This is a genomic window from Mesorhizobium sp. M8A.F.Ca.ET.202.01.1.1 (assembly GCF_004791595.1).
GTDB lineage: Bacteria > Pseudomonadota > Alphaproteobacteria > Rhizobiales > Rhizobiaceae > Mesorhizobium.
Map to the genome: position 1 here is coordinate 29,052 of NZ_SRUN01000013.1, position 22,711 is coordinate 51,762.

21 protein-coding genes are annotated in these 22,711 nt (G+C 63.3%); 7 read left to right on the forward strand and 14 right to left on the reverse strand.

Annotation, left to right across the window (positions count from 1 at the left end):
* Nucleotides 1–477 precede the first annotated feature (477 nt).
* A complete protein-coding gene (locus tag EN845_RS25315; protein ID WP_127870690.1) occupies nt 478–1,443 on the forward strand; it encodes a LysR family transcriptional regulator in 966 nt (321 codons plus the stop codon).
* A gap of 224 nt (nt 1,444–1,667) precedes the next feature.
* On the opposite strand, the gene EN845_RS25320 is transcribed toward EN845_RS25315, so the two are convergent.
* Both EN845_RS25320 and EN845_RS25325 read right to left on the reverse strand, forming a co-directional pair.
* The gene (locus tag EN845_RS25320) at nt 1,668–2,372 is read right to left on the reverse strand and encodes a 50S ribosomal protein L11 methyltransferase (protein WP_127870812.1); all 705 of its coding nucleotides are present in this window, start codon (nt 2,370–2,372) and stop codon (nt 1,668–1,670) included.
* A complete protein-coding gene (locus tag EN845_RS25325) occupies nt 2,369–4,384 on the reverse strand; it encodes a long-chain fatty acid--CoA ligase (RefSeq protein WP_127870691.1) in 2,016 nt (671 codons plus the stop codon). Before EN845_RS25325 ends, EN845_RS25320 begins: the two co-directional genes overlap by 4 nt.
* A gap of 467 nt (nt 4,385–4,851) precedes the next feature.
* Between EN845_RS25325 and EN845_RS25330 the strand changes: the two genes are divergently transcribed.
* The 5 genes from EN845_RS25330 (at nt 4,852) to EN845_RS25350 (ending at nt 10,114) form a co-directional block, all read left to right on the forward strand.
* Entirely contained in the window at nt 4,852–6,444 is a 1,593-nt protein-coding gene (locus EN845_RS25330; protein ID WP_127870692.1) for an ABC transporter substrate-binding protein, read from the forward strand.
* A 50-nt stretch (nt 6,445–6,494) separates the two neighbouring features.
* Nucleotides 6,495–7,502, forward strand: a complete 1,008-nt coding sequence (locus tag EN845_RS25335) for an ABC transporter permease subunit (RefSeq protein WP_127870693.1) — start codon at nt 6,495–6,497, stop codon at nt 7,500–7,502.
* Nucleotides 7,503–7,572: 70 nt separating this feature from the next.
* Nucleotides 7,573–8,427, forward strand: coding sequence for an ABC transporter permease subunit (locus tag EN845_RS25340; protein ID WP_174361976.1), 855 nt, complete (start codon nt 7,573–7,575; stop codon nt 8,425–8,427).
* Between the two features lie 2 nt (nt 8,428–8,429).
* Nucleotides 8,430–9,287 carry an ABC transporter ATP-binding protein gene (locus tag EN845_RS25345; RefSeq protein ID WP_127278114.1) on the forward strand — a complete coding sequence of 286 codons (858 nt, stop codon included), beginning with the start codon at nt 8,430–8,432 and terminating at the stop codon, nt 9,285–9,287.
* Nucleotides 9,284–10,114 (forward strand): dipeptide ABC transporter ATP-binding protein, encoded by an 831-nt coding sequence (locus tag EN845_RS25350; RefSeq protein ID WP_127278113.1) that lies wholly within the window; start codon nt 9,284–9,286, stop codon nt 10,112–10,114. The genes EN845_RS25345 and EN845_RS25350 overlap by 4 nt, the downstream gene beginning before the upstream one ends.
* 26 nt (nt 10,115–10,140) lie before the next feature.
* Here EN845_RS25350 and EN845_RS25355 read toward each other — a convergent pair whose 3' ends face one another.
* From EN845_RS25355 to EN845_RS25375, 5 genes are all read right to left on the reverse strand, one after another.
* A complete protein-coding gene (locus EN845_RS25355) occupies nt 10,141–11,403 on the reverse strand; it encodes a cysteine desulfurase-like protein (protein ID WP_167531463.1) in 1,263 nt (420 codons plus the stop codon).
* Between the two features lie 38 nt (nt 11,404–11,441).
* Nucleotides 11,442–12,116, reverse strand: coding sequence for an amino acid ABC transporter permease (locus EN845_RS25360; protein ID WP_127870695.1), 675 nt, complete (start codon nt 12,114–12,116; stop codon nt 11,442–11,444).
* A 165-nt stretch (nt 12,117–12,281) separates the two neighbouring features.
* Nucleotides 12,282–13,079: an ABC transporter substrate-binding protein gene (locus tag EN845_RS25365; RefSeq protein WP_127870696.1), complete on the reverse strand. Its 798-nt coding sequence runs from the start codon at nt 13,077–13,079 to the stop codon at nt 12,282–12,284.
* 93 nt (nt 13,080–13,172) lie between these two features.
* Nucleotides 13,173–13,337 (reverse strand): hypothetical protein, encoded by a 165-nt coding sequence (locus EN845_RS25370; protein WP_167531461.1) that lies wholly within the window; start codon nt 13,335–13,337, stop codon nt 13,173–13,175.
* 163 nt (nt 13,338–13,500) lie between these two features.
* On the reverse strand, nt 13,501–14,277 hold the full coding sequence (locus EN845_RS25375; RefSeq protein ID WP_127870697.1) for an HpcH/HpaI aldolase/citrate lyase family protein: 777 nt from the start codon (nt 14,275–14,277) through the stop codon (nt 13,501–13,503).
* Between the two features lie 123 nt (nt 14,278–14,400).
* On the opposite strand from EN845_RS25375, the gene EN845_RS25380 reads away from it, so the two are divergent.
* Nucleotides 14,401–15,492, forward strand: coding sequence for an LLM class flavin-dependent oxidoreductase (locus tag EN845_RS25380; RefSeq protein ID WP_127870698.1), 1,092 nt, complete (start codon nt 14,401–14,403; stop codon nt 15,490–15,492).
* A 235-nt stretch (nt 15,493–15,727) separates the two neighbouring features.
* Here the strand turns inward: EN845_RS25380 and EN845_RS25385 are convergent, their stop codons facing one another.
* From EN845_RS25385 to EN845_RS25420, 7 genes are all read right to left on the reverse strand, one after another.
* Nucleotides 15,728–16,123 carry a RidA family protein gene (locus EN845_RS25385; RefSeq protein ID WP_127275967.1) on the reverse strand — a complete coding sequence of 132 codons (396 nt, stop codon included), beginning with the start codon at nt 16,121–16,123 and terminating at the stop codon, nt 15,728–15,730.
* A 75-nt stretch (nt 16,124–16,198) separates the two neighbouring features.
* Nucleotides 16,199–17,347, reverse strand: a complete 1,149-nt coding sequence (locus EN845_RS25390; RefSeq protein ID WP_127870813.1) for an acyl-CoA dehydrogenase family protein — start codon at nt 17,345–17,347, stop codon at nt 16,199–16,201.
* A gap of 237 nt (nt 17,348–17,584) precedes the next feature.
* A complete protein-coding gene (locus EN845_RS25400) occupies nt 17,585–18,397 on the reverse strand; it encodes an enoyl-CoA hydratase family protein (protein ID WP_127275965.1) in 813 nt (270 codons plus the stop codon).
* A complete protein-coding gene (locus EN845_RS25405) occupies nt 18,394–18,864 on the reverse strand; it encodes a MarR family transcriptional regulator (protein WP_127275964.1) in 471 nt (156 codons plus the stop codon). Before EN845_RS25405 ends, EN845_RS25400 begins: the two co-directional genes overlap by 4 nt.
* Nucleotides 18,858–19,631 carry an SDR family NAD(P)-dependent oxidoreductase gene (locus EN845_RS25410; protein ID WP_127275963.1) on the reverse strand — a complete coding sequence of 258 codons (774 nt, stop codon included), beginning with the start codon at nt 19,629–19,631 and terminating at the stop codon, nt 18,858–18,860. Before EN845_RS25410 ends, EN845_RS25405 begins: the two co-directional genes overlap by 7 nt.
* Nucleotides 19,628–21,922, reverse strand: a complete 2,295-nt coding sequence (locus tag EN845_RS25415) for a bifunctional salicylyl-CoA 5-hydroxylase/oxidoreductase (protein WP_127275962.1) — start codon at nt 21,920–21,922, stop codon at nt 19,628–19,630. Before EN845_RS25415 ends, EN845_RS25410 begins: the two co-directional genes overlap by 4 nt.
* Nucleotides 21,923–22,065: 143 nt before the next feature.
* The gene (locus EN845_RS25420) at nt 22,066–22,665 is read right to left on the reverse strand and encodes a VOC family protein (RefSeq protein WP_127275961.1); all 600 of its coding nucleotides are present in this window, start codon (nt 22,663–22,665) and stop codon (nt 22,066–22,068) included.
* Nucleotides 22,666–22,711: the final 46 nt, after the last annotated feature.

The window sequence follows — 22,711 nt, forward strand, 5'->3', positions numbered from 1 at the left end:
CGATACTTACACTGTTGACGGCGCGGCGAGGCTCCTCGATCACCAGCAGAATGCTTGTTTCGTTGCAGCAGTTCGCGCCAAAGCGCGCGCTAAGCTAGTCGGGTATGGGATGCTGACTGAGATCACTCGATGCCTCCGGCTCGGGATTGGAAGCCCGGCTGGCCTCAACATGAGTATCTGACTAAGATTTGTGAAATCGATTATCTTGACCCGTGCTATCCAGATAGCGGATATCTAACCGCTGATCGCCACGTTGGCACTTTCACGCGGGCGTTCGATTGGCCCGTCGGTGCCGCACGGCTCCCTCCGCTCCAGTTTGGCGGCTCTCTACCAATCGTAGGAACAGCAGCGATCGCTTTCGCGCCAGCGGCCCGACGCCAACACAGACAGCTTCCCATTAGGCGGCCAAGCCGTTGACGGGCAGCGCCGCGATGATCATATATAGAAATGATTAAACGGCGACTAGGAATAGACACGGTGAATGACAGTCGCATCGACCTCAATCTCTTGGCGACGCTCGAAGTGCTGCTTGCCGAACAAAACGTAACGAAAGCGGCAGATCAACTGCACCTCAGTCAGCCGGCTGTAAGCGCGCAACTAGCACGGCTTCGGGATTTGTTTGACGACCCGCTTCTGCTCCCGACTCGTCGAGGCATGATCCCGACCGCCAAGGCAATCGAACTTGCACCGCAACTGAGAGACGCGCTGGATCACGTGCGCAACGCGTTACATTCTCATCAGGACTTTGATCCCGGCAAGGCCGAGCTTACCGTATCGATCGGCTGTTCTGACTATATCCAGGCAGCAGTGGTGATGCCGTTCGTCTTGGCTCTCCGGCAGACGGCGCCGGGAGTACGGGTGGCCGTACGGCATCTGGTGCCCGAGCTGGTGGAGCAGCAATTGGGGAATAAAGAAGTCGATCTTGTTATCGCTACTCCCGAGCGGTCGGCCCCGCACCTACGGACGTGTCACTTATTCGACGAAACTTATGTCCTCATAGGAAGACACGGTCATCCTCGGCTAAAATCGGGTATGACAATAGACGAATATGTCGAATTGGAACACGTCGTGGTGTCACCGCGGGGCGGCGACTTCGAAACGCCAGTGGACAGTGCTTTGGCGGCACTTGGTTACCGACGCAACGTCGTCGTGTCAGCGGCCTCCTTTTTGCTCCTGCCGGAGATCGTCTTAGATAGTGATTTGGTTGCACTCGTGCCAAGGCGCCTATTTCTCAGGCAATCAGAAAAGCTCATGATGGTTGACCTGCCCTGGCTAGGTGAACAATTCAATGTCAGTCTGATTTGGCACGAGAGATGTCATAGGCATGCTGGCCACCGCTGGGTCCGAAACCTGATCGGAAGCCTGGTTGGGGACCATGATAAAGGCGGGTCTAGGGTCGCGGAGCCTGAATCAGATCACGCGCCTCACATCAATGGCTCCTGACCCTAGCGGGTCTGCTGCGCTTTGCCGATCAGCATGCAAACGAGTTAAGTGACACCGCAATTTGCCAATGGTCTGAGTGCCCATCTTCGCTATGCCGGGCGCGCCATTCCACAGGAATCGGTGGATGAACGACCGGAATTAGGCGCTAACCAGACGTTCATTCGACCTAAGCAAGCACTGGCTCGAACCCCGGCCGTTCCAGCTATCGGCCTGCGCCCAGCGCCCTACCGCTCTTCCGCCTCAAACAAAAACACCCCGCTCGCCCTCCTCGCACCCCGCATCCCATCCCCAAAATCCGGCACCTCATATTCAGCGATCAATCGCAGCCGCGACAGCGGCAAATCGTTGCGGCGGGGGTCGCCGACCAGTACCTCGATGCCTGATGCCAGGCAGCGGTCGAGGAACGGCATAACCCGCAAGGCAACCTCACGGCAGTAGAACACGTCGCCCGCCAGCACGAGGTCGGCGGCCGGTGGCGGGCCTGTGGTGAGATCCTTGTCGAAGATGGTGATCTCGACGGCGTTGGCCGCGGCATTGAGGCGGATCGCGGCGACGCCGTTGCGGTCGATCTCGGCGGCGATCACTTCCGCTGCGCCGGCCTTCGCGGCGGCGATGGCGACAAGGCCCGAGCCGGCGCCGAGGTCGAGCACGCGGCGGCCCGTCACGATCTCCGGATGGTCGAGAATATGGCGCGCCAGCACCGCGCCGCCGGCCCAGGCATAGGCCCAATAGGGTGGCTGCGGCTCGGACTCGTCCAGGTCGTCGCCGGACCCGACGAGCCGCCTCAGCCCGCTGCCCGGGTGAGCGGTGTAAAGCTGGATTTCAGGAAGCGCCCGCACTGGGGCAAGGCGCAGATTCGTCCTGATGAATTCTGCCGGATCAAGGCGTCGGCCGGGCGCATCGAAGTCGGCGGGATCGTCGGCCACTATTCGCGCAACGCCCGCCGCAGGATCTTGCCGACCGGCGTCTTTGGCAATTCGGTCCTGAACTCGATGTATCTGGGCCGCTTGTAGCCGGTCAGGTTCTCGCGGCAAAAGGCGGTGATGGCCTCGGCGGTCAGGGCCGGGTCCTTCTTGACGATGAACAGCTTCGGCACTTCGCCCGAGTGCTCGTCCGGCACGCCGATCGCGGCCACTTCGAGCACGCCTGGATGCGCCGCCACGACCTCCTCGAGTTCGGTCGGATAGACGTTGAAGCCGGAAACGAGGATCATGTCCTTCTTGCGGTCGACGATCTTGGTGTAGCCGCGTTCGTCCATGAAACCCATGTCGCCCGATTTGAAGAAGCCGTCCGTGGTCATCACCTTGGCGGTCTCGTCCGGCCGGTTCCAGTAGCCGGCCATCACCTGCGGTCCCCTGATGCAGATCTCGCCGACCTCGCCCAGCGGCACGTTGTTGCCGTCGTCGTCTCGGATGGCGATTTCTGTCGAGGGCAGCGGCAGGCCGATGGTGCCGGTGAACTCGCCGGAACTGAACTTGTTGGCCGTCGCCACCGGCGAGGTCTCCGAAAGGCCATAGCCTTCGCTGACGGGGCAACCGGTCAACGCCTTCCAGCGTTCGGCGACGCCCTTCTGTACCGCCATGCCGCCGCCCAAGGTCAGAAGCAGCGGCTTGAAGTCCAGCTTGCGGAAGTCCTCATTGTTGAGCAGCGCGTTGAACAGCGTGTTGAGGCCCGGAAAGATATGGATCGGATATTTGCCCATTTCCTTGACGAAGCCGGGAATGTCGCGCGGATTGGGGATCAGTATGTTCTGGCCGCCCATCTGCATGCCCATCAGCGCATTCACCGTCAGCGCGAAGATATGGTAAAGCGGCAGTGCGCAGACGAGGTTGAGATGCGCCGGCTTTGGCTTGACGGTGTAGGCGTCCTGCAGCCACAGCGCATTCTGCGCGACATTGGCCAGCACATTGCTGTGCGAGAGGGTCGCGCCTTTCGAGATTCCGGTGGTGCCGCCAGTATATTGGAGGAAGGCGACATCACTGGCGGCCACCGTGGCCGGTTTGAAAGCCATGCCGCGGCCGGCCTTCAGCGCCGCATTGAACTTGACATGGCCGGGCATTGACCAGGCCGGCACCATTTTCTTGACGCGGCGCACCACCAGATTGACGATCGAACCCTTCAGGCCGCCGAGCAGGTCGCCCATGGCCGCGACGACGATGTGCTTGACCGAGGTCCTGGCGACGACCGCCTGCAAGGTGTTGGCGAAGTTTTCGAGAATGACGATGGCCTGTGCCCCGGAATCCTTGAGCTGATGCTCCAGTTCGCGCGGCGTGTAGAGCGGATTGACGTTCACCACCGTGAAGCCGGCGCGGGCGACCGCCATCATCGCCACGGGATACTGCAGCACGTTCGGCATCATCAGGGCGACGCGCGCGCCCTTCTGCAATCCAGTGGACTGCAGATAGGCACCGAAGGCCGCCGAAAGCTGCTCGAGTTCGGCGTAGGTGATGGACTTGCCCATGCAGGTGAAGGCCGGCTGACCGGCGAACTGCTTGCAGGCGCCCACCAGGAAGTCGCCGATGGAACCGTAGGGCAGGGCGCCGATCTCGGCAGGCATGTTCTTGGGATAGCTGTTGAGCCATGGCTTTTGCGGCAGGCCGGCGGCGAGTTCGGTCAGCGCCTTCGGCAGCCGCTGGCTGGTCGCCGTCGCCGGCTTCGAGGCCGGTGCGGTCTTTGCTGGTGGCGAGTTCTTCGTCGTCGCGGTCTTGCCCGATTCGGTCCTCGCCGCGGACGCCTTCGCCGGCGCGGCCTTCGTAGCCGGCTTCGTGGCGGTCCTGGCCGTGGCCGCGGCTTTTGCCGGTGGGGCATTCCTGGCGGGTTTGGCCGCCGCCTTCGCGGTCGCTGCCTTGCCCGCGGCCTTGCCTTGCCCGTCTCCACCGGCGGCTGGTTTCGAGGCCGCCTTGGCCGGCGCTTTCACTGGGCTCTTCGACGCTTTTGCCACCCGTTCCTCCTCGACAACCCTGGTCGCCTGTTTCTCGTTGGCCTGTGCCGCACCGCCCCCGGATTGATGGAGACGCCCTCCGCTGCCGCCAGTTGTCCATCTATGTATTGCCTCTATCGGCGGCGGTGCAAGTCTTGCCCCAGCGGCAGGACGCCGAAAGATTTGCCGCCGTAAATCTTTCCCGCGGGCCACAGCTGGAACCGGCATCTTCGCGCTTCCGCGGCCGATGAAGACGGGGCGCGGCGCCCTTGTCGCCGGACGTCGGATCAATAAAAAAATGCGGTCGTTAATAATATCGTGAATAGAAGAAACTGCTAATTTTTTCTGCCGTTTAGCAAAATGGCGGATTTTTTTCCTGCTTCCCGCGGGGTAAGCAAACGGGGTGTTCCAAACCCGGAAAAACGGTGCTTATATGCGCGCTTCGCGAGCCTGATAGAGGGGCTTGGAAGAACATCAGGGAGTGCTCAATGAAGAAGAAATTGACTTTTGCAGCCGCGTTGCTGGCTGCAAGCGTCCTGGGCGGCGTGGCCAACGCGAAAACTCTGGTCTACTGCGCGGAGGCGTCGCCAGAAGGTTTCGATCCGGCGCCGTACACTGCGGGACAGACGTTCGATGCGTCCTCGCGTACCGTCTTCAACCGCCTCGTCGAATTCGATCACGGCAAGACCTCGGTCTCGCCCGGCCTGGCGGATAGCTGGACCATTTCCGACGACGGCAAGGAATATACTTTCAAGCTGCGCAAGGGCGTCAAATTCGCGCCCACCGACTACTTCACCCCGACCCGCGACCTGAACGCCGACGACGTGGTGTTCTCGTTCCAGCGCCAGGTCGACAAGAACGGCCCCTGGTTCCAGTACATACCGGGCATCGCCTATCAGTATTACAATGATCAGTTCGGCGACAACATCACCAAGGTCGAGAAGGTTGACGACCTGACGGTGAAGTTCACCCTCAAGGAACCGGCGATCACCTTCATTCCGACGCTGGGCATGGATTTCGCCTCGATCGTCTCGAAGGAATATGCCGACAAGCTGCAGGCCGACAAGACGCCTGAACTGTTCAACCAGAAGCCGGTCGGCACCGGCCCGTTCATCTTCGTCGACTACCAGACCGACGCCGCCATCCGCTACAAGGCCAACCCGGACTATTGGGGCGGCAAGCAGAAGATCGACGATCTGGTGTTCGCCATCACCACCGATCCGGCGGTTCGCGCGCAGAAGCTGAAGGCCGGCGAATGCAACATCATGTCGTATCCGGCACCGGCCGACATCGCCGGCCTGCAGGCTGATGCGAACCTGACGGTCGCGGAGCAGGAAGGCCTGAACGTCGGCGCGCTGATGTACAACACCCAGCAGAAGCCGTTCGACGACGTGCGCGTCCGCAAGGCGCTCAACATGGCCATCAACAAGAAGGCCATTATCGACGCCGTGTTCCAGGGCGCCGGCCAGGTGGCGATCAACCCGATCCCGCCGACCATGTGGTCCTACAACAAGGATGTGAAGGACGATCCTTACGATCCGGACGCGGCCAAGAAGATGCTTGAAGAGGCCGGCGTCAAGGACCTCAAGATGAACGTCTGGGCCATGCCCGTGTCGCGTCCGTACATGCCGAACGCGCGCCGCACCGCCGAGCTGATCCAGGCCGACTTCGCCAAGGTCGGCGTCACCGTCAACATCGTCAGCTACGATTGGGGTGAATACCTCAAGCGCGCTTCGGCGGTCGATCACGACGGCGCCGTCATCGTCGGCTGGACCGGCGACAATGGCGATCCGGACAACTTCCTCGGCGTGCTCCTGAGCTGCGCGTCCGTCGGTTCGAACAACCGCGCGGAATGGTGCAACAAGGACTTCGATGCGCTCATCAACAAGGCCAAGACGGTTTCCGATCAGGCCGAGCGCACCAAGCTCTACGAACAGGCGCAGGTCATCTTCAAGGAGCAGGCACCGTGGGCGACGCTCGCCCACTCCAAGGTGTTCATGCCGATGCAGAAGACCGTCTCCGGCTTTGCGATGGATCCGCTCGGCATCCATCGCTTTGACGGCGTCGATATCGCCGAATAAGGTTCGCGAAACGGGGCGGCGCCACAGGGCGCCGCCCCACCTCGCCCGCCATGCTGCGTTACATCCTCGGCAAGCTCGCCCTCATCATCCCGACCTTTATCGGGATAACCATCCTCGCTTTCGGCTTCGTGCGCATCCTGCCCGGTGATCCGGTGCTGGTGCTTGCGGGCGAACGTGGCCTGTCGCCCGAACGCCACACGGCGCTGATGCATCAGTTCGGTTTCGACCTGCCGATCTGGCAACAGTATCTGACCTACCTGACCAACATCCTCAGCGGCGATTTCGGCACCTCGTTTTCGACCAAGACACCGGTGCTGAAGGATTTCCTGGTGCGGTTCCCGGCCACGGTCGAACTCGCCATCTTCGCCATGATCTTCGCCGTCATCTTCGGTGTCGCCTTCGGCATTTTCGCCGCCATCCGCCGCGGCTCCTGGTTCGACCAGCTGACCATGGGCACCGCGCTCGCCGGCTATTCCATGCCGATCTTCTGGTGGGGGCTGCTGCTGATCATCGTGTTTTCCGGTACGCTGCACTGGACGCCGGTCTCCGGCCGCATCGACCTTCTCTATTTCTTCAAGCCGGTGACCGGCTTCATGACCATCGATTCCCTGATCTCGGGGCAGAAGGGCGCCTTCCGCTCGGCGGTGTCGCACCTCATACTGCCCACCATCGTGCTTGGCACCATTCCGCTGGCGGTCATCGCCAGGCAGACGCGATCGGCTATGCTCGAAGTGTTGGGCGAGGACTATGTGCGCACCGCGCGCGCCAAGGGCCTGGCGCCGCGCCGTGTCATCGGCCTGCATGCCTTCCGCAATGCGCTGATCCCGGTCGTCACCACCATCGGCCTGCAGGTCGGCACGCTGCTCACCGGCGCCATCCTGACCGAGAGCATCTTTTCGTGGCCGGGTATCGGCAAGTGGATGATCGACGCCATCTCCAAGCGCGATTATTTCACCGTGCAGGGCGGGTTGCTTTTGATCGCGCTGATCGTCATGTCGGTGAACCTTATCGTCGACGTGCTCTATGCCATCATCAACCCGCGTATCCGGGCGAATTGACATGACCAATGAAGGCCCAGCCACCATCGAAGCCGCGACCGTCGTCAAGCCGCAGGATGCCCGGCTGCAGATGTTCGCCGAGTTCTGGCACTATTTCTCGATCAACAAGGGCGCTGTGATCGGTCTCTTCGTCTTCGCCCTGCTGATCCTGATCGCCATCTTCGCGCCGCTGCTCGCACCGCATTCGCCTGACGATCAGTTCCGCGACTTCTTCCTGACGCCGCCGGCCTGGCAGGCGGGCGGCAACGCGCAGTTCCTGCTCGGCACCGACGCCGTCGGCCGCGATATGCTGTCGCGCCTGATCTATGGCTCGCGCTTTTCGCTCGCCATCGGTTTCGTCGTCGTCACCACGGCGCTGATCTCCGGCGTCATCCTCGGCCTGCTCGCCGGCTACTGCCGTGGCTGGGTCGACACGCTGATCATGCGCATCATGGACATCATCCTGGCCTTCCCATCGCTGCTGTTGGCGCTGGTGCTGGTCGCGGTGCTCGGCCCCGGCCTCGTCAACGCCATGATCGCCATCGCCTTCGTGCTGCAGCCGCATTTCGCCCGGCTCACCCGTGCCGCGGTGATGGCGGAAAAGACCCGCGAATATGTGGTCTCGGCCAAGGTCGCCGGCGCCAGCCATCTCAGGCTGATGCTGGTCACCATCCTGCCCAACTGCATCGCCCCGCTGATCGTGCAGGCGACGCTGTCCTTCTCCAACGCCATCCTCGAGGCCGCCGCCCTTGGCTTCCTCGGCATGGGCGCGCAGCCGCCGACACCCGAATGGGGCACGATGCTCGCCGAAGCGCGCGAATTCATCCTGCGCGCCTGGTGGGTGGTGACCTTCCCCGGCCTTGCCATTCTGATCACCGTCTTTGCCATCAACCTGATCGGCGACGGCCTGCGCGACGCCCTCGACCCCAAGCTGAAGAGGTCGTGAGCATGTCGCTGCTCGAGATCAAGAACCTCACCGTTTCCTTCGACACCGCCGCCGGGCCGTTCATGGCCGTGCAAGGCATCGACCTTTCGATCGAGCCGCGTGAGGTGCTGGCGATCGTCGGCGAGTCCGGTTCCGGCAAGTCGGTGTCGATGCTGGCGGTCATGGGGCTGTTGCCCAACACCGCGACGGTCAAGGCCGACCGCATGGCCTTCGACGGCGTCGACCTGTTGAAGCTCAGCCCGTCCGAACGCCGCAAGATCGTCGGCAAGGACATTTCTATGATCTTCCAGGAGCCGATCGCCAGCCTCAACCCGTGCTTCACGGTCGGTTTCCAGATCGAGGAGGTGCTGCGTTTCCACATGGGCATGGATCGTGCCCAGCGCCGGGCACGCGCCATCGAGCTGATGAAGCTGGTCGGCATTGCCGATCCGGAAGAACGGCTGAGTTCGTTTCCGCACCAGATGTCGGGCGGCCAGTGCCAGCGCGTCATGATCGCGATCGCGATTGCCTGCAATCCGAAGCTTTTGATCGCCGACGAGCCGACGACCGCGCTGGACGTCACCATCCAGAAGCAGATCCTCGATCTGCTCGTCTCGCTGCAGGCCAAATACGGCATGGGCCTGATCATGATCACCCACAATATGGGCGTGGTGGCCGAGACCGCCGACCGCGTCATCGTCCAGTACAAGGGCCGCAAGATGGAAGAGGCCGACGTGTTGTCGCTGTTTGAATCGCCCAAGAGCAATTACACGCGCGCGCTGCTCTCGGCGTTGCCGGAAAATGCCGTCGGCGACCGGCTGCCGACCGTTTCCGACATGCTGTTCGAGCCTGCCCCCTCGGTAGCGGGAGCCTCCGCATGAGCACCACGGTCCTCGAAGGCAAGAACATCGTTCGCGACTATCATATCGGCGGTGGCCTGTTCACCGGGCCGCGCACCGTGCATGCGGTCAAGGGCGTCTCCTTCACCGTGGACAAGGGCAAGACGCTCGCCATCGTCGGCGAAAGCGGCTGTGGCAAGTCCACGCTCGCCCGCATCATCACCTTGATCGATCCCGCGACGTCGGGCGAGCTGTTCATCGACGGCAACAAGGTCGATATCGCCAAAGGCGGATTGACCAAGGAAATGCGCCGCAAGGTGCAGATCGTCTTCCAGAATCCCTACGGATCGCTCAATCCGCGCCAGAAGATCGGCGACGTGCTGGGCGAGCCGCTGCTCATCAACACCGACAAGCCAGCGGCCGAACGGCGCGACCTCGCCATGAAGATGCTGAAGAAGGTCGGCCTCGGCCACGAACACTACAACCGCTATCCGCACATGTTCTCGGGCGGTCAGCGCCAACGCATCGCCATCGCCCGCGCGCTGATGCTGAACCCCAGCCTGCTGGTGCTGGACGAGCCGGTTTCGGCGCTTGACCTCTCGGTTCAGGCGCAGGTGCTCAACCTGCTCGCCGACCTGCAGGACGAGTTCCAGCTGACCTATGTCTTCATCAGCCACGACCTGTCGGTGGTGCGCTACATCGCCGACGATGTGATGGTGATGTATTTCGGCGAGGCCGTCGAATACGGCTCGCGCGACGAGGTCTTTTCGGACCCCAAGCACAGCTACACCAGGACGCTGTTTGCCGCCACGCCGCGCGCCGACGTGGCAAGCATCAAGGCGAGGCTGGCGAAGAAGAAGGCGGCCTGACCGGAGGTCAGGCACGGCCCATCCGGCTACGACAGCTTGGCGATGATAGCGCGCAGCGCCTCGCCGAATTTGTGGATCTCCTCGACCGTGTTGTAGTGCACCAGCGAGGCGCGGATGGCGCCGCTGTCCATCGACAGGTTGAGGCGTTTCATCAGGCGGGGCGCATACATATGGCCGTCGCGGATGCCGATCTGCATATCGGCCATTTCCTCGACGATGCGCTGCGGCGACAGCTTGCCGATGTTGAAGCAGAAGGTCGGCACGCGCTCGTTGAGGCGGGCCTCGTCGGCGACACCGTAGATGGTCGCGCCGCAGGCCTTCAGCACGCCCATCATCTCGCGCGCCAGCAGCAACTCATAGTCGCGGATGGCGCCCATGCCGGCGACGATGTTGTCGCGCCGCGAGCGGTTGTTGGAGGGGGCGAGATTGCGGCCGATCAGTTCAAGATACTGCACGGCGGCATCCATGCCCGACACGTTCTCGTAGATGAATGTGCCGGCCTCGACCTTGTAGGGCGGCTCGTCCGGGATGAAATCCTCGCGGAAGGTCGGCAGGCGTTTCAGCGTCTCGAAGCGGCCCCAGAGGAAACCCATATGCGGCGAGAAATTCTTGTAGCCGGAACAAACGAGATAATCGCAATCCCAGGCCTGCACGTCGATCAGCCCGTGCGGTCCGTAATGCACGCAATCGAGGAACACTTCGGCGCCAACCCTATGCGCGATGTCAGCGACCGAGGCGACATCGACGATCGAGCCGATCGAGTGCGCCGTCACCGTGCAGGCGACCAGCCGAGTGCGGTCCGAAACCAATGGCTTGAGATCGTCGACATGCAGATTGCCATCCTCGCGCATGCGCCACCATTTGAACTTGGCGCCGGCGGATTCCAGCGCCAGCCAGGTGGCGATGTTGGCATCATGGTCCATGTCGGTGACGACGATCTCATCACGCTCGGAAAGCATCTGGCCGATGCCGAGGCTGACCAGGCGGATGAAGGAGGTGGCGTTCATGCCGAAGCAGATTTCCGCCGGGTTGGTGGCATTGATCAGCAGGGCGACGCTTGTCCGAGCATCGGCGACCGACTGATCGACGGTGACGCTGCGGCCATAGCGGCCGCCGCGCTGCACATTGTGCGAGACCAGGTGGTTGGTCACCGCGTCGAGCACGCTCTGCGGAATCTGTGCCCCGGCGGCATTGTCCATGAAGATGAAATCGCCGGCTCGCTGCAGGGCGGGGAACATGGCGCGGATGGTGTCGACGGGGAAGCCGCCAGTGGCCTGGGGATTGCTCAATTGTATCTCCTGCGAAGTGCTTGCGGGGTGGTAGGTGGCTAGCGGGCCTTCTCGTCCTTGAAGCGGGCTTCAAGCAGGCTGACGAGACGAACCATCGGCCAAAGGAAGATGAGATAGACCAGTGCGGCGCCGATCAGCGGCGAGGGGTTGGCGTAGAGCGACTGTGCGTTGGTCGCTTCCTTGAGCAGTTCCGGCAGGGCCACGGTGGAGGCCAGCGAAGTGTCCTTGAACATCGAGACGCAGTTGCTGGTCATCGGCGGGATGACGACGCGCACCGCCTGCGGCAGCACCACCTTGCGCAAGGTCAAAAGGAACGGCAGGCCAAGCGCCTGCGAGGCCTCGAACTGGCCGCGCGGAATGCTCTCTATGCCGGAGCGAAACACTTCGGCCGAATAGGCCGACATGATGATGGCGAACGCGGTCACTGCCGACGCCCAGGACGACAGGCGTATGCCGAGGAACGGCAGCGCGTAGTAGATCAGGATCAGCACGACGAGGACCGGCAAGGCGCGAAAGATGTCGGTGTAGCCGACCGCCAGCCAGCGCAGCGGCTTCGGTGCGTAGAGCCGCAACAGGCTGATCACCAGGCCGATGGGAATGCCGATACCGATGCTGAGCAGGCCAAGCAGCAGCGTGTTCAGAAAGCCGCGCAGCAGTGCCGGCAGGCTCGACGCGATGACGTCGGCGTTGAAGAAAGTGTCGATCAGCGACATCAGAGCATTCCCGAACGGTGTTGCGTCATCTGACGCCAGAGCCCGACCCGGAACATCAAGATCGGCTCTGCCGAACGGATGCTGGTCCCGGGAAGGTTATGCGTGAAAACGGGACGTGCCGACCCTTTTTGGAGCCGGCACGCCTTCCGTCCTGTCGGCCGCAGCTCAGGCCTTGGGCAGCGGCATTTCCTTGACGGTCGAGGAATCGGCCGGGGCGTCGCTGCCGAACCACTTCTTGTGGATCGCGGCCAGCGTGCCGTCCTTCTTCATCGCCGTCAGCGCGTCGTTGAGCTTGCCGAGCAGCGGATGATCCTTTGTCATCATCAGGCCGTACTGCTCGCCGGTCTTGATGCGCTGCTTGACCTTCAGGTCCTTCATCTTGGTGAAGGAATATTCCATGCCGGGAATGTCGCTGACGGCGGCGTCGATGCGGCCGGCGCTGAGGTCGAGCAGCAGGTTCTGCTGCGTGTCATAGCCCTTCACGTCGCTGAAGCCGTCGGCTTCCTGGTGCGCCTTGACCCAGGTCTCGCCGGTCGAGCCGGAGAGCACGCCAACGATCTTGCCCTTGAGGTCTGCCTCGGCGTTGACCGCGCTGTCGGTCTTGGTGGCGATGCCCATGTCGGAATCATAATAGGGCTGGGTGAAGGACTGCGACTTCAGCCGCTCCGGCGTGATCGTGATCGACGAGATGGCGACGTCGATACGCTTCGAGGTGGTCGCGGCGAACAGTGCCTGGAAGCCGAGGTCGGCGATGTCGGTTGTCATGCCGACGCGCTTGGCCGCCTCGTTGACGATGTCGACCTCAAAACCTTCGAAGGTGCCGCTCTCGTTCTTGTATTCGAAGGGCGGATTGGTCGGGTAGGCGCCGACATTGAGCACATCGGCGGCGAAGGCGGTTGCCGGTCCAGCGGCGATGCCGATTGCCGCGGCGAAAAGGATGAGATTGCGACGGTTGAGCTTCATTGGTGGTCCCTCTGGGGTGTTCCCTCTGGTTGTTGATCGAGCGGGCTGCCCCGCACGGTTTCTTGCCGTCCCGCCTCCCAGCGGGGCGTCAATTCATGTGGCGACCATGCGCTCGGCCGTGGCCGCGATCTGGTCGCGGTCGCCTTCACGCGCAGGCACGGCAAGGTTGGTCTCGGTATGCAGGTCGCGGATCCGGGCGCGGACGCGATCGAAAGCACAGCGCGCGCTGGACGATGACTGGGGCAGCACAAACGACAAAGGACTGAAACCCCTCCCACCCGGAGCACCCGCGATGAGCTGCCCGGAAACCCTCCAGCCCGACAGTCTCCATCGATCTTGAATGCTTATCCAAAGTGCGGCGCTTTTCAAGGTAAAAGTTTTAAGCTTAAAAAAGTTTCCCGGCTTGCTGCTCGACTGGGCGCTAGCGCGGGTCTTCCCGCGCCAGTTCCGCCCGGGCGGCGGCATAATTGGCCGCGCCGCCCGCACCGAGAAACATCGTGTCGCTGGCCAGGACGAAAAAGCTGGCGCCGACGGCTGCCCATTGGCCGACGGTTTGCGGGCTGGCGCAAAATATGCCGGAGGCCTTGCCGTGCGCGATCGTCACGCCGATGATCCTGCAGATCGCAGCCGCGAGCTTGTCGGCGCCCTTCGGTCCGATCGCATCGATCGACACGGAGAGATCGCCGGGGCCGACGAAGATCACGTCGACGCCGTCGACATCGGCGATCGCCTCGATGTTGGCCAACCCCTCGGCGGTTTCGACCTGGACCGCCACGACGATCCTGTCATTGGCGCCGGCCAGGTATTCTGGAATGCGATAGCCATAACCGGCTGCGCGGCCGGGTCCGACGCCGCGCTCGCCCAGCGGCGGATAACGCGATGCCGTCACCGCCATCGCAGCTTGGGCCGGTGTCGAGACGCGTGGCACCAGCACGCCTTGCGCGCCGCTGTCCAATGCCGCCTGGATGGCTTCGGGCGCATGGCCGGGAACGCGCACCATCGCCGGCACACGGTGGACATCGGCGGCGCGTATCATCGTTTCGACGATGTCGCGCGAGATCTGCGCGTGCTCCCAGTCGATGCAGAGGAAGTCGAGGCCGGACAGCGCCATCACCTCGACCGCGACGGGATGCGGAATGGCGCAGAAGGACCCGACGAGGCTGGTCTTGCCGATGCATTTCTGGCGGAACTCGTTCATGCCGATCCCTTCTCTCATCCCACCAAGTTCATATCGGCAAACCAGTGCGACGCGAAGCTATTTCAGGCTTGAAATATTTTCGCGCGGGCCTAGCCTACGGCCTCCCGCCCGCGAGTTCCCGAGATGATCGAAGCACATCCGTTGCACGGCTCCAACAAACTCAAGCTTGGCGTCTTCTCGACCAACGCCGATGGCGGTCTTGCCATATCGGATGTGCCGGAGCGCTGGACGGCGAGCTGGCAGGACAATCTGACGGCCGCCCAGATCGCCGACCGCGCCGGGCTGGAGTTCATGTTGCCGATCGCACGCTGGCGTGGCTTTGGCGGCCGCAACAAGGTGCGTGAATCGTCGTTCGAGACCTTCACCTGGGCGGCGGCGCTCAGCGTGGCCACCGACCGTATCGGCCTGTTCATGACCGTGCACGTGCCGCTTGTGCACCCGCTCTATGCCGCCAAGGCGCTGGCGACCGTCGACCACATCAGCCAGGGCCGTGCCGGTTTGAACATCGTCTGCGGCTGGAACCCGAAGGAATTCGGCATGTTCGGCACACCGCTGGTCGAGAAGGGTTACGACCAGGCGGCCGAATGGATCGAAATTCTGGAGAAGCTCTACGCGTCGGCGGAGCCGCTCGAGTATCAAGGCACCTATTATCACCTCAAGGAGGCGGTCAGCCGGCCGGCCAGCCTGCAGCTTCCGCGCCCGGTGACCATGAACGCCGCTTTCGGCGGCCCGGGCCGCGATTTCGCCGCCGCCAGATGCGATTATCTGTTTACGACCTTCTCCGAAATGGCCGACGCCGGCAAGCATGTCGCCGACATCAGCGAGCGGGCCGACAAGGTTGGCCGGGAGGTCGGCGTCTACACCGTGGCACATGTCGTCTGCCGCCCGACCATGGAAGAGGCGCAGGCCTATTACAGGCGCTATGCCGTCGATCTGGCGGATCACGAGGCGGTCGATGCGCATATGGCCGGCAAGAAGGAATTCTCGCAATCCCATGACCCGCATGCCTATGACGCATACCGGCAGCGTTTTGCCGGCGGCGCCGGCACCTATCCGCTGGTTGGAACGCCGCAAACGATTGCCGCCGACATGGCCGCCATTGCCGCGCACGGCTATCAGGGCATCGCCCTGTCCTTCGTCAACTACACTCAGGAGCTGCCTTACTTCTGCGACCACGTGCTGCCGCTGCTCAGGCAAGCCGGCCTTCGCGAATAGCGGTGGTGAGCATTCGGAATTAGCCGAAGCTTTCCCAACGTCGTCATCCCTGGGCGAAGCAGGAGCGAAGCTCCGTCGCGGAGACCCTGGGATCCATGCCGCGACTTCAATCGTGGAATGCAGCGGATCAAAATTCTGGACTGCGGCGACGCTTTGGAGTCCCGGCATGGATCCTGGGGTCTGCGCCGCGTCGCTGCGCTCCTTGCTTCGCCCCAGGATGACGAAGCGATGGCGGTTATTCCGGAATAACGGCGGTGGCCTGGATCTCCACCTTGGCGCGGTCCTCCACCAGCGCCACCACCTGCATGGCGGCCATTGCCGGAAAATGCCGGCCGATCACTTCGCGATAGGCCTCGCCAATCCCCTTGAGATTGCCGAGATATTCGGCCTTGTCGGTGAAATACCAGGTCATCGAGGTGATGTGCCGTGGCTCCGCGCCGGCCTCGGCCAGCACCGCGACGATGTTCTGGAGGGTCTGCCGCACCTGGCCGGCGAAATCGTCGGTCTCGAACTGGCATTGCCCGTTCCAGCCGACCTGGCCGCCGACGAAGACGAGCTTGCCGCGCGCCGCCACGCCGTTGGCGTAGCCGACGGGTTTTGCCCAGCCTTCCGGCTGCAGGATCTCGTGCATGTCGTCTCTCCGCTATCCAATATCGGGTCCGCAATATCCGTGTCGAAAACAATTCAGTCCGTGGTCACGACCCGTTCAGGCCGCGCCCATCACTTGCCGCGCGATCACCACCTTCTGCACGTCCGAAGCGCCCTCATAGATGCGCAGCGCGCGGATTTCGCGATACAGGCTCTCGACGATGTGGCCTTTGCGGACACCGTCGCCGCCATGCAGTTGCACCGCTTTGTCGATCACCTCCTGCGCCTTGTCTGTGGCGAACAGCTTGGCCATCGCCGCCTCTCGGGTGACGCGGGCGGCGCCCATGTCCTTGGTCCAGGCGGCGCGGTAGACCAGCAGCGCCGCCGCATCGACGTCGAGGGCCATGTCGGCGATATGGCCCTGCACCATCTGCAACTCGGCCATCGGCGCGCCGAACAGCTTGCGCTCGGCCACTCTGTTGATGCTTTCATCGAGCGCCCGGCGGGCAAAGCCGAGCGCTGCCGCACCGACCGTCGAGCGGAACACGTCGAGCACCGACATGGCGATGCGAAAGCCGTCGCCCGGCCTGCCGATCAGCGCCGAGGTGGGAACACGAACCTCGTCGAACGACAAACGCGCCAGCGGATGCGGCGCAATCACTTCCAGCCGCTCGGCAATGTCGAGGCCCTTGGCATCGCCCGGCACGATGAAGGCCGAGAGGCCCTTGGCGCCCGGCGCTTCGCCGGTGCGGGCAAAGACGACATAGAAATCGGCGATGCCGCCATTCGAAATCCAGGTTTTTTCGCCGGTGAGAACATAGTTGTCGCCATGGCGGGTCGCCGTCATTTCCGTGTTGGCGACATCGGATCCGGAGCGCGGCTCCGACAGGGCGAAGGCGGAGATCGCCTTGCCGGCGCGCGTCTTAGCCAGCCATTGCCGTTGGTCAGCCGTTCCGAACAGGCTGAGCGCACCGGTGCCGAGCCCCTGCATGGCGAAAGCGAAATCGGCCAGCCCGTCATGGCGCGCCAGCGTCTCGCGCGTGATGCACAAGGAACGCACGTCGAGCGGGCCCGGATTGTCAGTGTCGACAGCCGTCGGCTTCAGCCAGCCATCGCGGCCAAGCATGGCCACCAGCTCGCGGCAGGCAGCGTCGATGTCACGATGATCGACGGGGAGGTTCTTGGCGCACCAGGCGTCGAGGTGTTCTGCGAGCTCGCGATGGCGATCTTCGAAGAACGGCCAGGCGAGGAAAGAGCGGTCAGGCATGTCTGCCTCCGCAGCTCTGCGAGGTTTGCGCTCTACGGCGCCCCCCTCTGTCCTGCCGGACATCTCCCCCACAAGGGGGGAGATTGGCGGTTTCGACGCCCCGCTCGTCCTTGCGACGTTGAAAATTGGCGAAAGCGGTGATGACAGCCAATCTCCCCCCAAGTGGGGGAGATGTCCGGCAGGACAGAGAGGGGCGCTGTCCCGCCGGCATGTCCTTCTCTGGCGAAGAAAACATCCTCAATTCCCCTCGAACACCGGCTTTTCCTTGGCCACAAAAGCCCGATACGCCCGCTCGAAATCGCGGGTCTGCATGCAGATCGCCTGCGCCTGCGCTTCCGCCTCGATCGCCTGGTCGAGGCCCATCGACCATTCCTGGTTGAGCTGCGTCTTGGTGATGCCGTGGGCGAAGGTCGGGCCCGAGACGATGCGGGCCGCCATCTCCAGCGCATCGGCCTCGAGAGCCGCCGCATCGACCAGCCTGTTGTAGAAGCCCCAGCGCTCGCCTTCCGCCGCCGTCATGGTTCGGCCGGTGTAGAGCAGTTCGGCGGCGCGGCCCTGGCCGATGATGCGCGGCAGGATCGCGCAGGCGCCCATGTCGCAGCCGGCCAAGCCCACGCGTGTGAACAGGAAGGCGGTCTTGGCCTCCGGCGTGGCGATGCGGATGTCGGAACTCATGGCGATGATGGCGCCGGCGCCGACCGCGACACCGTCAACCGCCGCGATGATCGGCTTGCCGCAATTCAGCATCGCCTTGACGAAATCGCCGGTCATGCGGGTGAAGGCGAGGAGCTGCTTCATGTCCATCTTGACCAGCGGACCGATGATGTCGTGGACATCGCCGCCGGAGCAGAAATTGCCGCCATTGGACAGGAACACCACGGCGTCGACATCGTCGGCATAGACAAGATCGCGGAACGTGTCGCGCAACTCGGCATAGCTGTCGAAGGTCAGCGGGTTCTTGCGCTCAGGCCGGTCGAGCCGGACCTTGGCGATCCGGCCCTCGACCTCCCACAGGAAATGCTTCGGCTTGCGGCCGGCCATTGCAGTCATTCGCGTCCCTCCCAGTTGCTGCGGAACGAGGTCAGCATGCCGGTCAGCCGGCGGGCATCCTCCTCGCTGACCTTGCCCAGCAATTCACCGATCCAGCCCTCATGCGCGGCGGCGATGGTGGCAAAGGACTTGGTGCCCTCCTCGGTCAACCGCACCATCGAGGTGCGGCGGTCGCCATTGCGGCGTGCACGCGCCACCAGTCCTTCGGAAACCAGACGGTCGACGATGCCGGTGACATTGCCGTTGGAGACCAGCAGGAAGCGCGAGAGGTCGCTCATCAGCATGCCTTCCGGCGCCCGGTAGAGTGCTGCCATGACGTCGAAGCGCGGCAGCGTCGTATCGAATTCCTTCTTCAGCCGCTCGCGCAACTCGGCCTCGATCGTGCGCGAGGCGCGCAGCAGCCTGATCCAAAGACGCAGCCGGTCCTTGCCGGGTCCCGATGGCACGGGCAGGGGGCCGGCTACCATGTTTCACCTCCCGAGATCGAAATCGCCTGTCCGGTGATCGACGCCGCAGCATTGCCGCACAGCCAGAGCACGGCGGCGGCTACTTCCTGAGGCTGGATGAAACGGCCCTGCGGATTGGTCGAGGCCAGGCTCGCCCGTGCCTCGTCAGCCGAGCGTCCGGTCTTTTCGACGATGCGCTGGATGGACTCCTCCAGCATGTCGGTCTCGACGAAGCCAGGACACACCGCATTGACGGTGACGCCGGATTTCGCCGTCTCGGCGGCAAGCGCCCGCATCAGACCGACGACGCCATGCTTGGCCGCTACATAGGGCGCGACATAGGCGTAGCCTTTCAGACCGGCGGTCGAGGCGATGAAGACGATGCGGCCTGCCTTGCGCGCGGCCATGCCGGCCAGCGCCGGCTTCACCGTCAGGAAGGCTCCGGTCAAATTGACGTCGAGCGTCCGCTGCCAGTCGGCAAGCGTCGTCTTGTGCGCCGGCGTGCTGCCGGCCATGCCGGCATTGGCGACGACGATGTCGAACGGTCCGCGCGCGGCCTCGGCCTGTGTGTAGAGCGCGGCCATCGCCGCCTCATTGGTGACGTCGGCGGCAATGCCATGGATGCGGTCGTTTTCGCTGGCAACCTTCGCGAGTTCAGCTTCGCGACGCCCACATATGGTCACGTCGACACCAGCCTCGGCTAACGCCAGCGCGATGGCCCGGCCGACGCCGGATCCGCCGCCGGTGACCAGCGCGTGCTTGCCGGGAATCGTGGCCGCCGCTGTCATACTTTCAGCCCCGCCGCCGCTTCGCGCTCAGCCAGCCGGTAGATTTGGTCGCGTCCGGGCAGATAGGGATCCGGCCATTTAACGCCACGGTCGCCGAGCGTCACCGCCGCATGCAGCGTCCAGTAGGGATCCGCGAGATGCGGCCGTGCCAGCGCCACCAGATCGGCGCGGCCGGCCATCAGGATCGAATTGACATGATCCGGTTCGTAGATGTTGCCGACCGCCATCGTCGCCATGCCGACCTCGTTGCGGATGCGGTCCGAAAACGGCGTCTGGAACATGCGGCCATAGACCGGCTTGGCAGCAATCGAGGTCTGGCCGGCCGAGACGTCGCATATGTCGACGCCCGCCTCATGCAGCATGCGCGCGATCTCGACGGCGTCGGCCGGCGTCACGCCTTCGATCCCGACCCAGTCATTGGCCGAAATGCGCACCGAGATCGGTTTTCCCGTCGGCCAGGCGGCGCGCACCGCACGGAAGATCTCGAGGGGATAGCGCATGCGGTTTTCCAGCGAACCGCCATAGGCGTCAGTGCGCCCGTTGGTGACCGGCGTGATGAACGACGACAGGAGATAGCCGTGCGCCGCATGGATCTCCAGCATGTCGAAGCCGCAGCGATCGGCCATTTTGGCGGAGGCCACGAACTGGTCGCGCACCAAATCCATGTCGGCGCGATCCATCGCCTTCGGCACCTGATTCTGCGGCGACCACGCGACGGCCGATGCCGCCATGACAGGCCAGTTACCCGAGTCCAGCGGCACGTCAGTGCCTTCCCAGCCGACACGGGTCGAACCCTTGGCGCCGGAATGGCCGATCTGGGCGCAGATCTTCGCTTCGGTTTCGGTATGGACGAAATCGACCAGCCGCCTCCACGCCACCTCATGTTCGGGCGCGTAGAAGCCGGGGCAGCCAGGCGTGATCCGCCCTTCCGGGCTGACGCAGGTCATCTCGATATAGACAAGCCCGGCGCCGCCCTTGGCGCGCTCGGCATAATGGGTGAAATGCCAATCGGTTGGGCAGCCGTCGACGGCCTTGTACTGCGCCATCGGCGAAACGACGACGCGGTTGTTGAGAACCATGTCGCGCAGCTTGAAGGGGGCGAACATCGGCGCCCGGCGCAGCCTGTTGCCGCCGGCACCAGCCTGGCGCTGAAACCACTCTTCTGCGCCGCCCAGCCATTCGGCATCGCGCAGCCGCAAATTCTCGTGGCTGATGCGTTGCGAACGGGTCAAGAGCGAATAGTTGAACTGCACTGGATCGAGACCGAGATAGCGCTCGACCTCCTCGAACCATTCCAGAGAATTGCGCGCCGCCGATTGCAGCTTCAGCACCTCGGTGCGGCGAGCGTCCTCATATTTGCGGAACGCGGCCTCGAGGTCCGGTTCGGTCTCGACATAGTCGGCCAGCGCCACCGCGCTTTCCAGGGCGAGTTTGGTGCCGGAGCCGATCGAGAAATGCGCCGAGGCCGCGGCGTCGCCCATCAGCGCCAGATTCTTGTAGGACCAGCGCTCGCACAGCACGCGCGGGAAATTGATCCAGGCCGAGCCCCTGATGTGGTTGGCGTTGGTCATCAGCGCATGGCCGCCAAGATGTTTGGCGAAGATGCGCTCGCAGACCGCGATGGACTCCTGCTGCGACATCGCGCCGAAGCCGAAGGCGGCCCAGGTCTGTTCGCTGCATTCGACAATGAAGGTCGCGGTCTCGCTGTCGAACTGGTAGGCGTGCGCCCACACCCAGCCATGCTCGGTCTTTTCGAAGATGAAGGTGAAGGCGTCGTCGAATTTCTGGTTGGTGCCAAGCCAGACGAACTTGCATTTGCGGGTGTCGATGTCGGGCTTGAAAATGTCGACGAAGGTATTGCGCGCCCTGGAGTTCAGCCCGTCGGCGGCGACGACCAGGTCATGCGTCTCCATATAGGGGCGGGGGTCGGCGATGTCGGTTTCGAACATCAGCTTGACGCCGAGTTCGCGCGCGCGCCGCTGCAAGAGCACCAGCAGGCGCTTGCGGCCGATGCCGCAGAAGCCGTGGCCCGACGAGACCGTGCGCACGCCGTCATGGATGACGGCGATGTCGTCCCAATAGGCGAAATGCTTCTTGATCCAGACGGCGCTGACGGGATCATTCTCAGCAAGATTATCGAGCGTCTCGGCCGACAGCACGACGCCCCAGCCGAACGTGTCGTCGGCGCGATTGCGCTCGAACACCGTCACGTCGTGCGCGGCGTCCCTCAGTTTCATCGAAATGGCAAAGTAGAGGCCGGCTGGTCCGCCGCCGAGAACCGCAACCTTCATCTGTGCGATCTCCTCTTCGCTTGCTGTGCCTCAGTATCGCGCCGGAGGTAAGATATTTCAAGCTTAAAGTTTTATGTCGAAATGATTAGGCGGGGATTGCGTGGCGCGCTTGCGTGACGTCCCTGCAAGCGCGCCGCGGGAGATCATTTCTCCGGGTTCTTCGGGCTCCACAGCACGGTCTCGGCACCCTTCTCATAGGCCATGCCGTTGGGATAGCTGATCGCTTCCAGTTGCAAGCCCCAGGGTGCCTGGAAATAGAGGATGGTCTGGCCGGCGGCGGGCCCTTCCTTGACCGGCAGCGGCCCCATCCGTGTCTTCACGCCCTTGCCGTCGAGATAGGCTTTCGCCGCGGCAACGTCGTCGACGTAGAAGGCGATGTGGAAGCCGCCAATGTCGCTGTTCTTCGGTGTCAGGTCCTTCTGGTCGGGCGCGGTGTATTTGAACAGCTCGATGTTCGATCCGCTACCGCACCGGACCATGGTGATCTGCTCGATGACCGCCTTCGGATCGACGCCCAGCACGTCCTGCATGAAGGTGCCCTTGTCGTCGGCGAACGGTCCGAACGACATCGCCTTCTTGCAGCCCACGACTTCGGTGAAGAAATCGACCGCCTGCTTCATGTCGGGAACCGTGATGCCGGTATGGTCGTGTCCGCGCATGCCGGGGATCGAATCCGCCGCCGCCGCTCCCATCGATCCGAGCAGGATCGCGGCGAGCATCGTGCCGCGGGTTGCGTAGTTCATGTTACCCTCCGTTCGCGGGCTGATTTCGCCCCCATGCACGTCCGAG

Bases quoted from the DNA above. Each gene is read 5' to 3' on its own strand.
- EN845_RS25330 (WP_127870692.1), top strand. From the start codon at position 4,852: ATGAAGAAGAAATTGACTTTTGCAGCCGCGTTGCTGGCTGCAAGCGTC.
- EN845_RS25335 (WP_127870693.1), top strand. From the start codon at position 6,495: ATGCTGCGTTACATCCTCGGCAAGCTCGCCCTCATCATCCCGACCTTT.
- EN845_RS25340 (WP_174361976.1), top strand. From the start codon at position 7,573: ATGTTCGCCGAGTTCTGGCACTATTTCTCGATCAACAAGGGCGCTGTG.
- EN845_RS25345 (WP_127278114.1), top strand. From the start codon at position 8,430: ATGTCGCTGCTCGAGATCAAGAACCTCACCGTTTCCTTCGACACCGCC.
- EN845_RS25350 (WP_127278113.1), top strand. From the start codon at position 9,284: ATGAGCACCACGGTCCTCGAAGGCAAGAACATCGTTCGCGACTATCAT.
- EN845_RS25360 (WP_127870695.1), bottom strand. From the start codon at position 12,116: ATGTCGCTGATCGACACTTTCTTCAACGCCGACGTCATCGCGTCGAGC.
- EN845_RS25365 (WP_127870696.1), bottom strand. From the start codon at position 13,079: ATGAAGCTCAACCGTCGCAATCTCATCCTTTTCGCCGCGGCAATCGGC.
- EN845_RS25375 (WP_127870697.1), bottom strand. From the start codon at position 14,277: ATGAACGAGTTCCGCCAGAAATGCATCGGCAAGACCAGCCTCGTCGGG.
- EN845_RS25380 (WP_127870698.1), top strand. From the start codon at position 14,401: ATGATCGAAGCACATCCGTTGCACGGCTCCAACAAACTCAAGCTTGGC.
- EN845_RS25385 (WP_127275967.1), bottom strand. From the start codon at position 16,123: ATGCACGAGATCCTGCAGCCGGAAGGCTGGGCAAAACCCGTCGGCTAC.
- EN845_RS25390 (WP_127870813.1), bottom strand. From the start codon at position 17,347: ATGCCTGACCGCTCTTTCCTCGCCTGGCCGTTCTTCGAAGATCGCCAT.
- EN845_RS25400 (WP_127275965.1), bottom strand. From the start codon at position 18,397: ATGACTGCAATGGCCGGCCGCAAGCCGAAGCATTTCCTGTGGGAGGTC.
- EN845_RS25405 (WP_127275964.1), bottom strand. From the start codon at position 18,864: ATGGTAGCCGGCCCCCTGCCCGTGCCATCGGGACCCGGCAAGGACCGG.
- EN845_RS25410 (WP_127275963.1), bottom strand. From the start codon at position 19,631: ATGACAGCGGCGGCCACGATTCCCGGCAAGCACGCGCTGGTCACCGGC.
- EN845_RS25415 (WP_127275962.1), bottom strand. From the start codon at position 21,922: ATGAAGGTTGCGGTTCTCGGCGGCGGACCAGCCGGCCTCTACTTTGCC.
- EN845_RS25420 (WP_127275961.1), bottom strand. From the start codon at position 22,665: ATGAACTACGCAACCCGCGGCACGATGCTCGCCGCGATCCTGCTCGGA.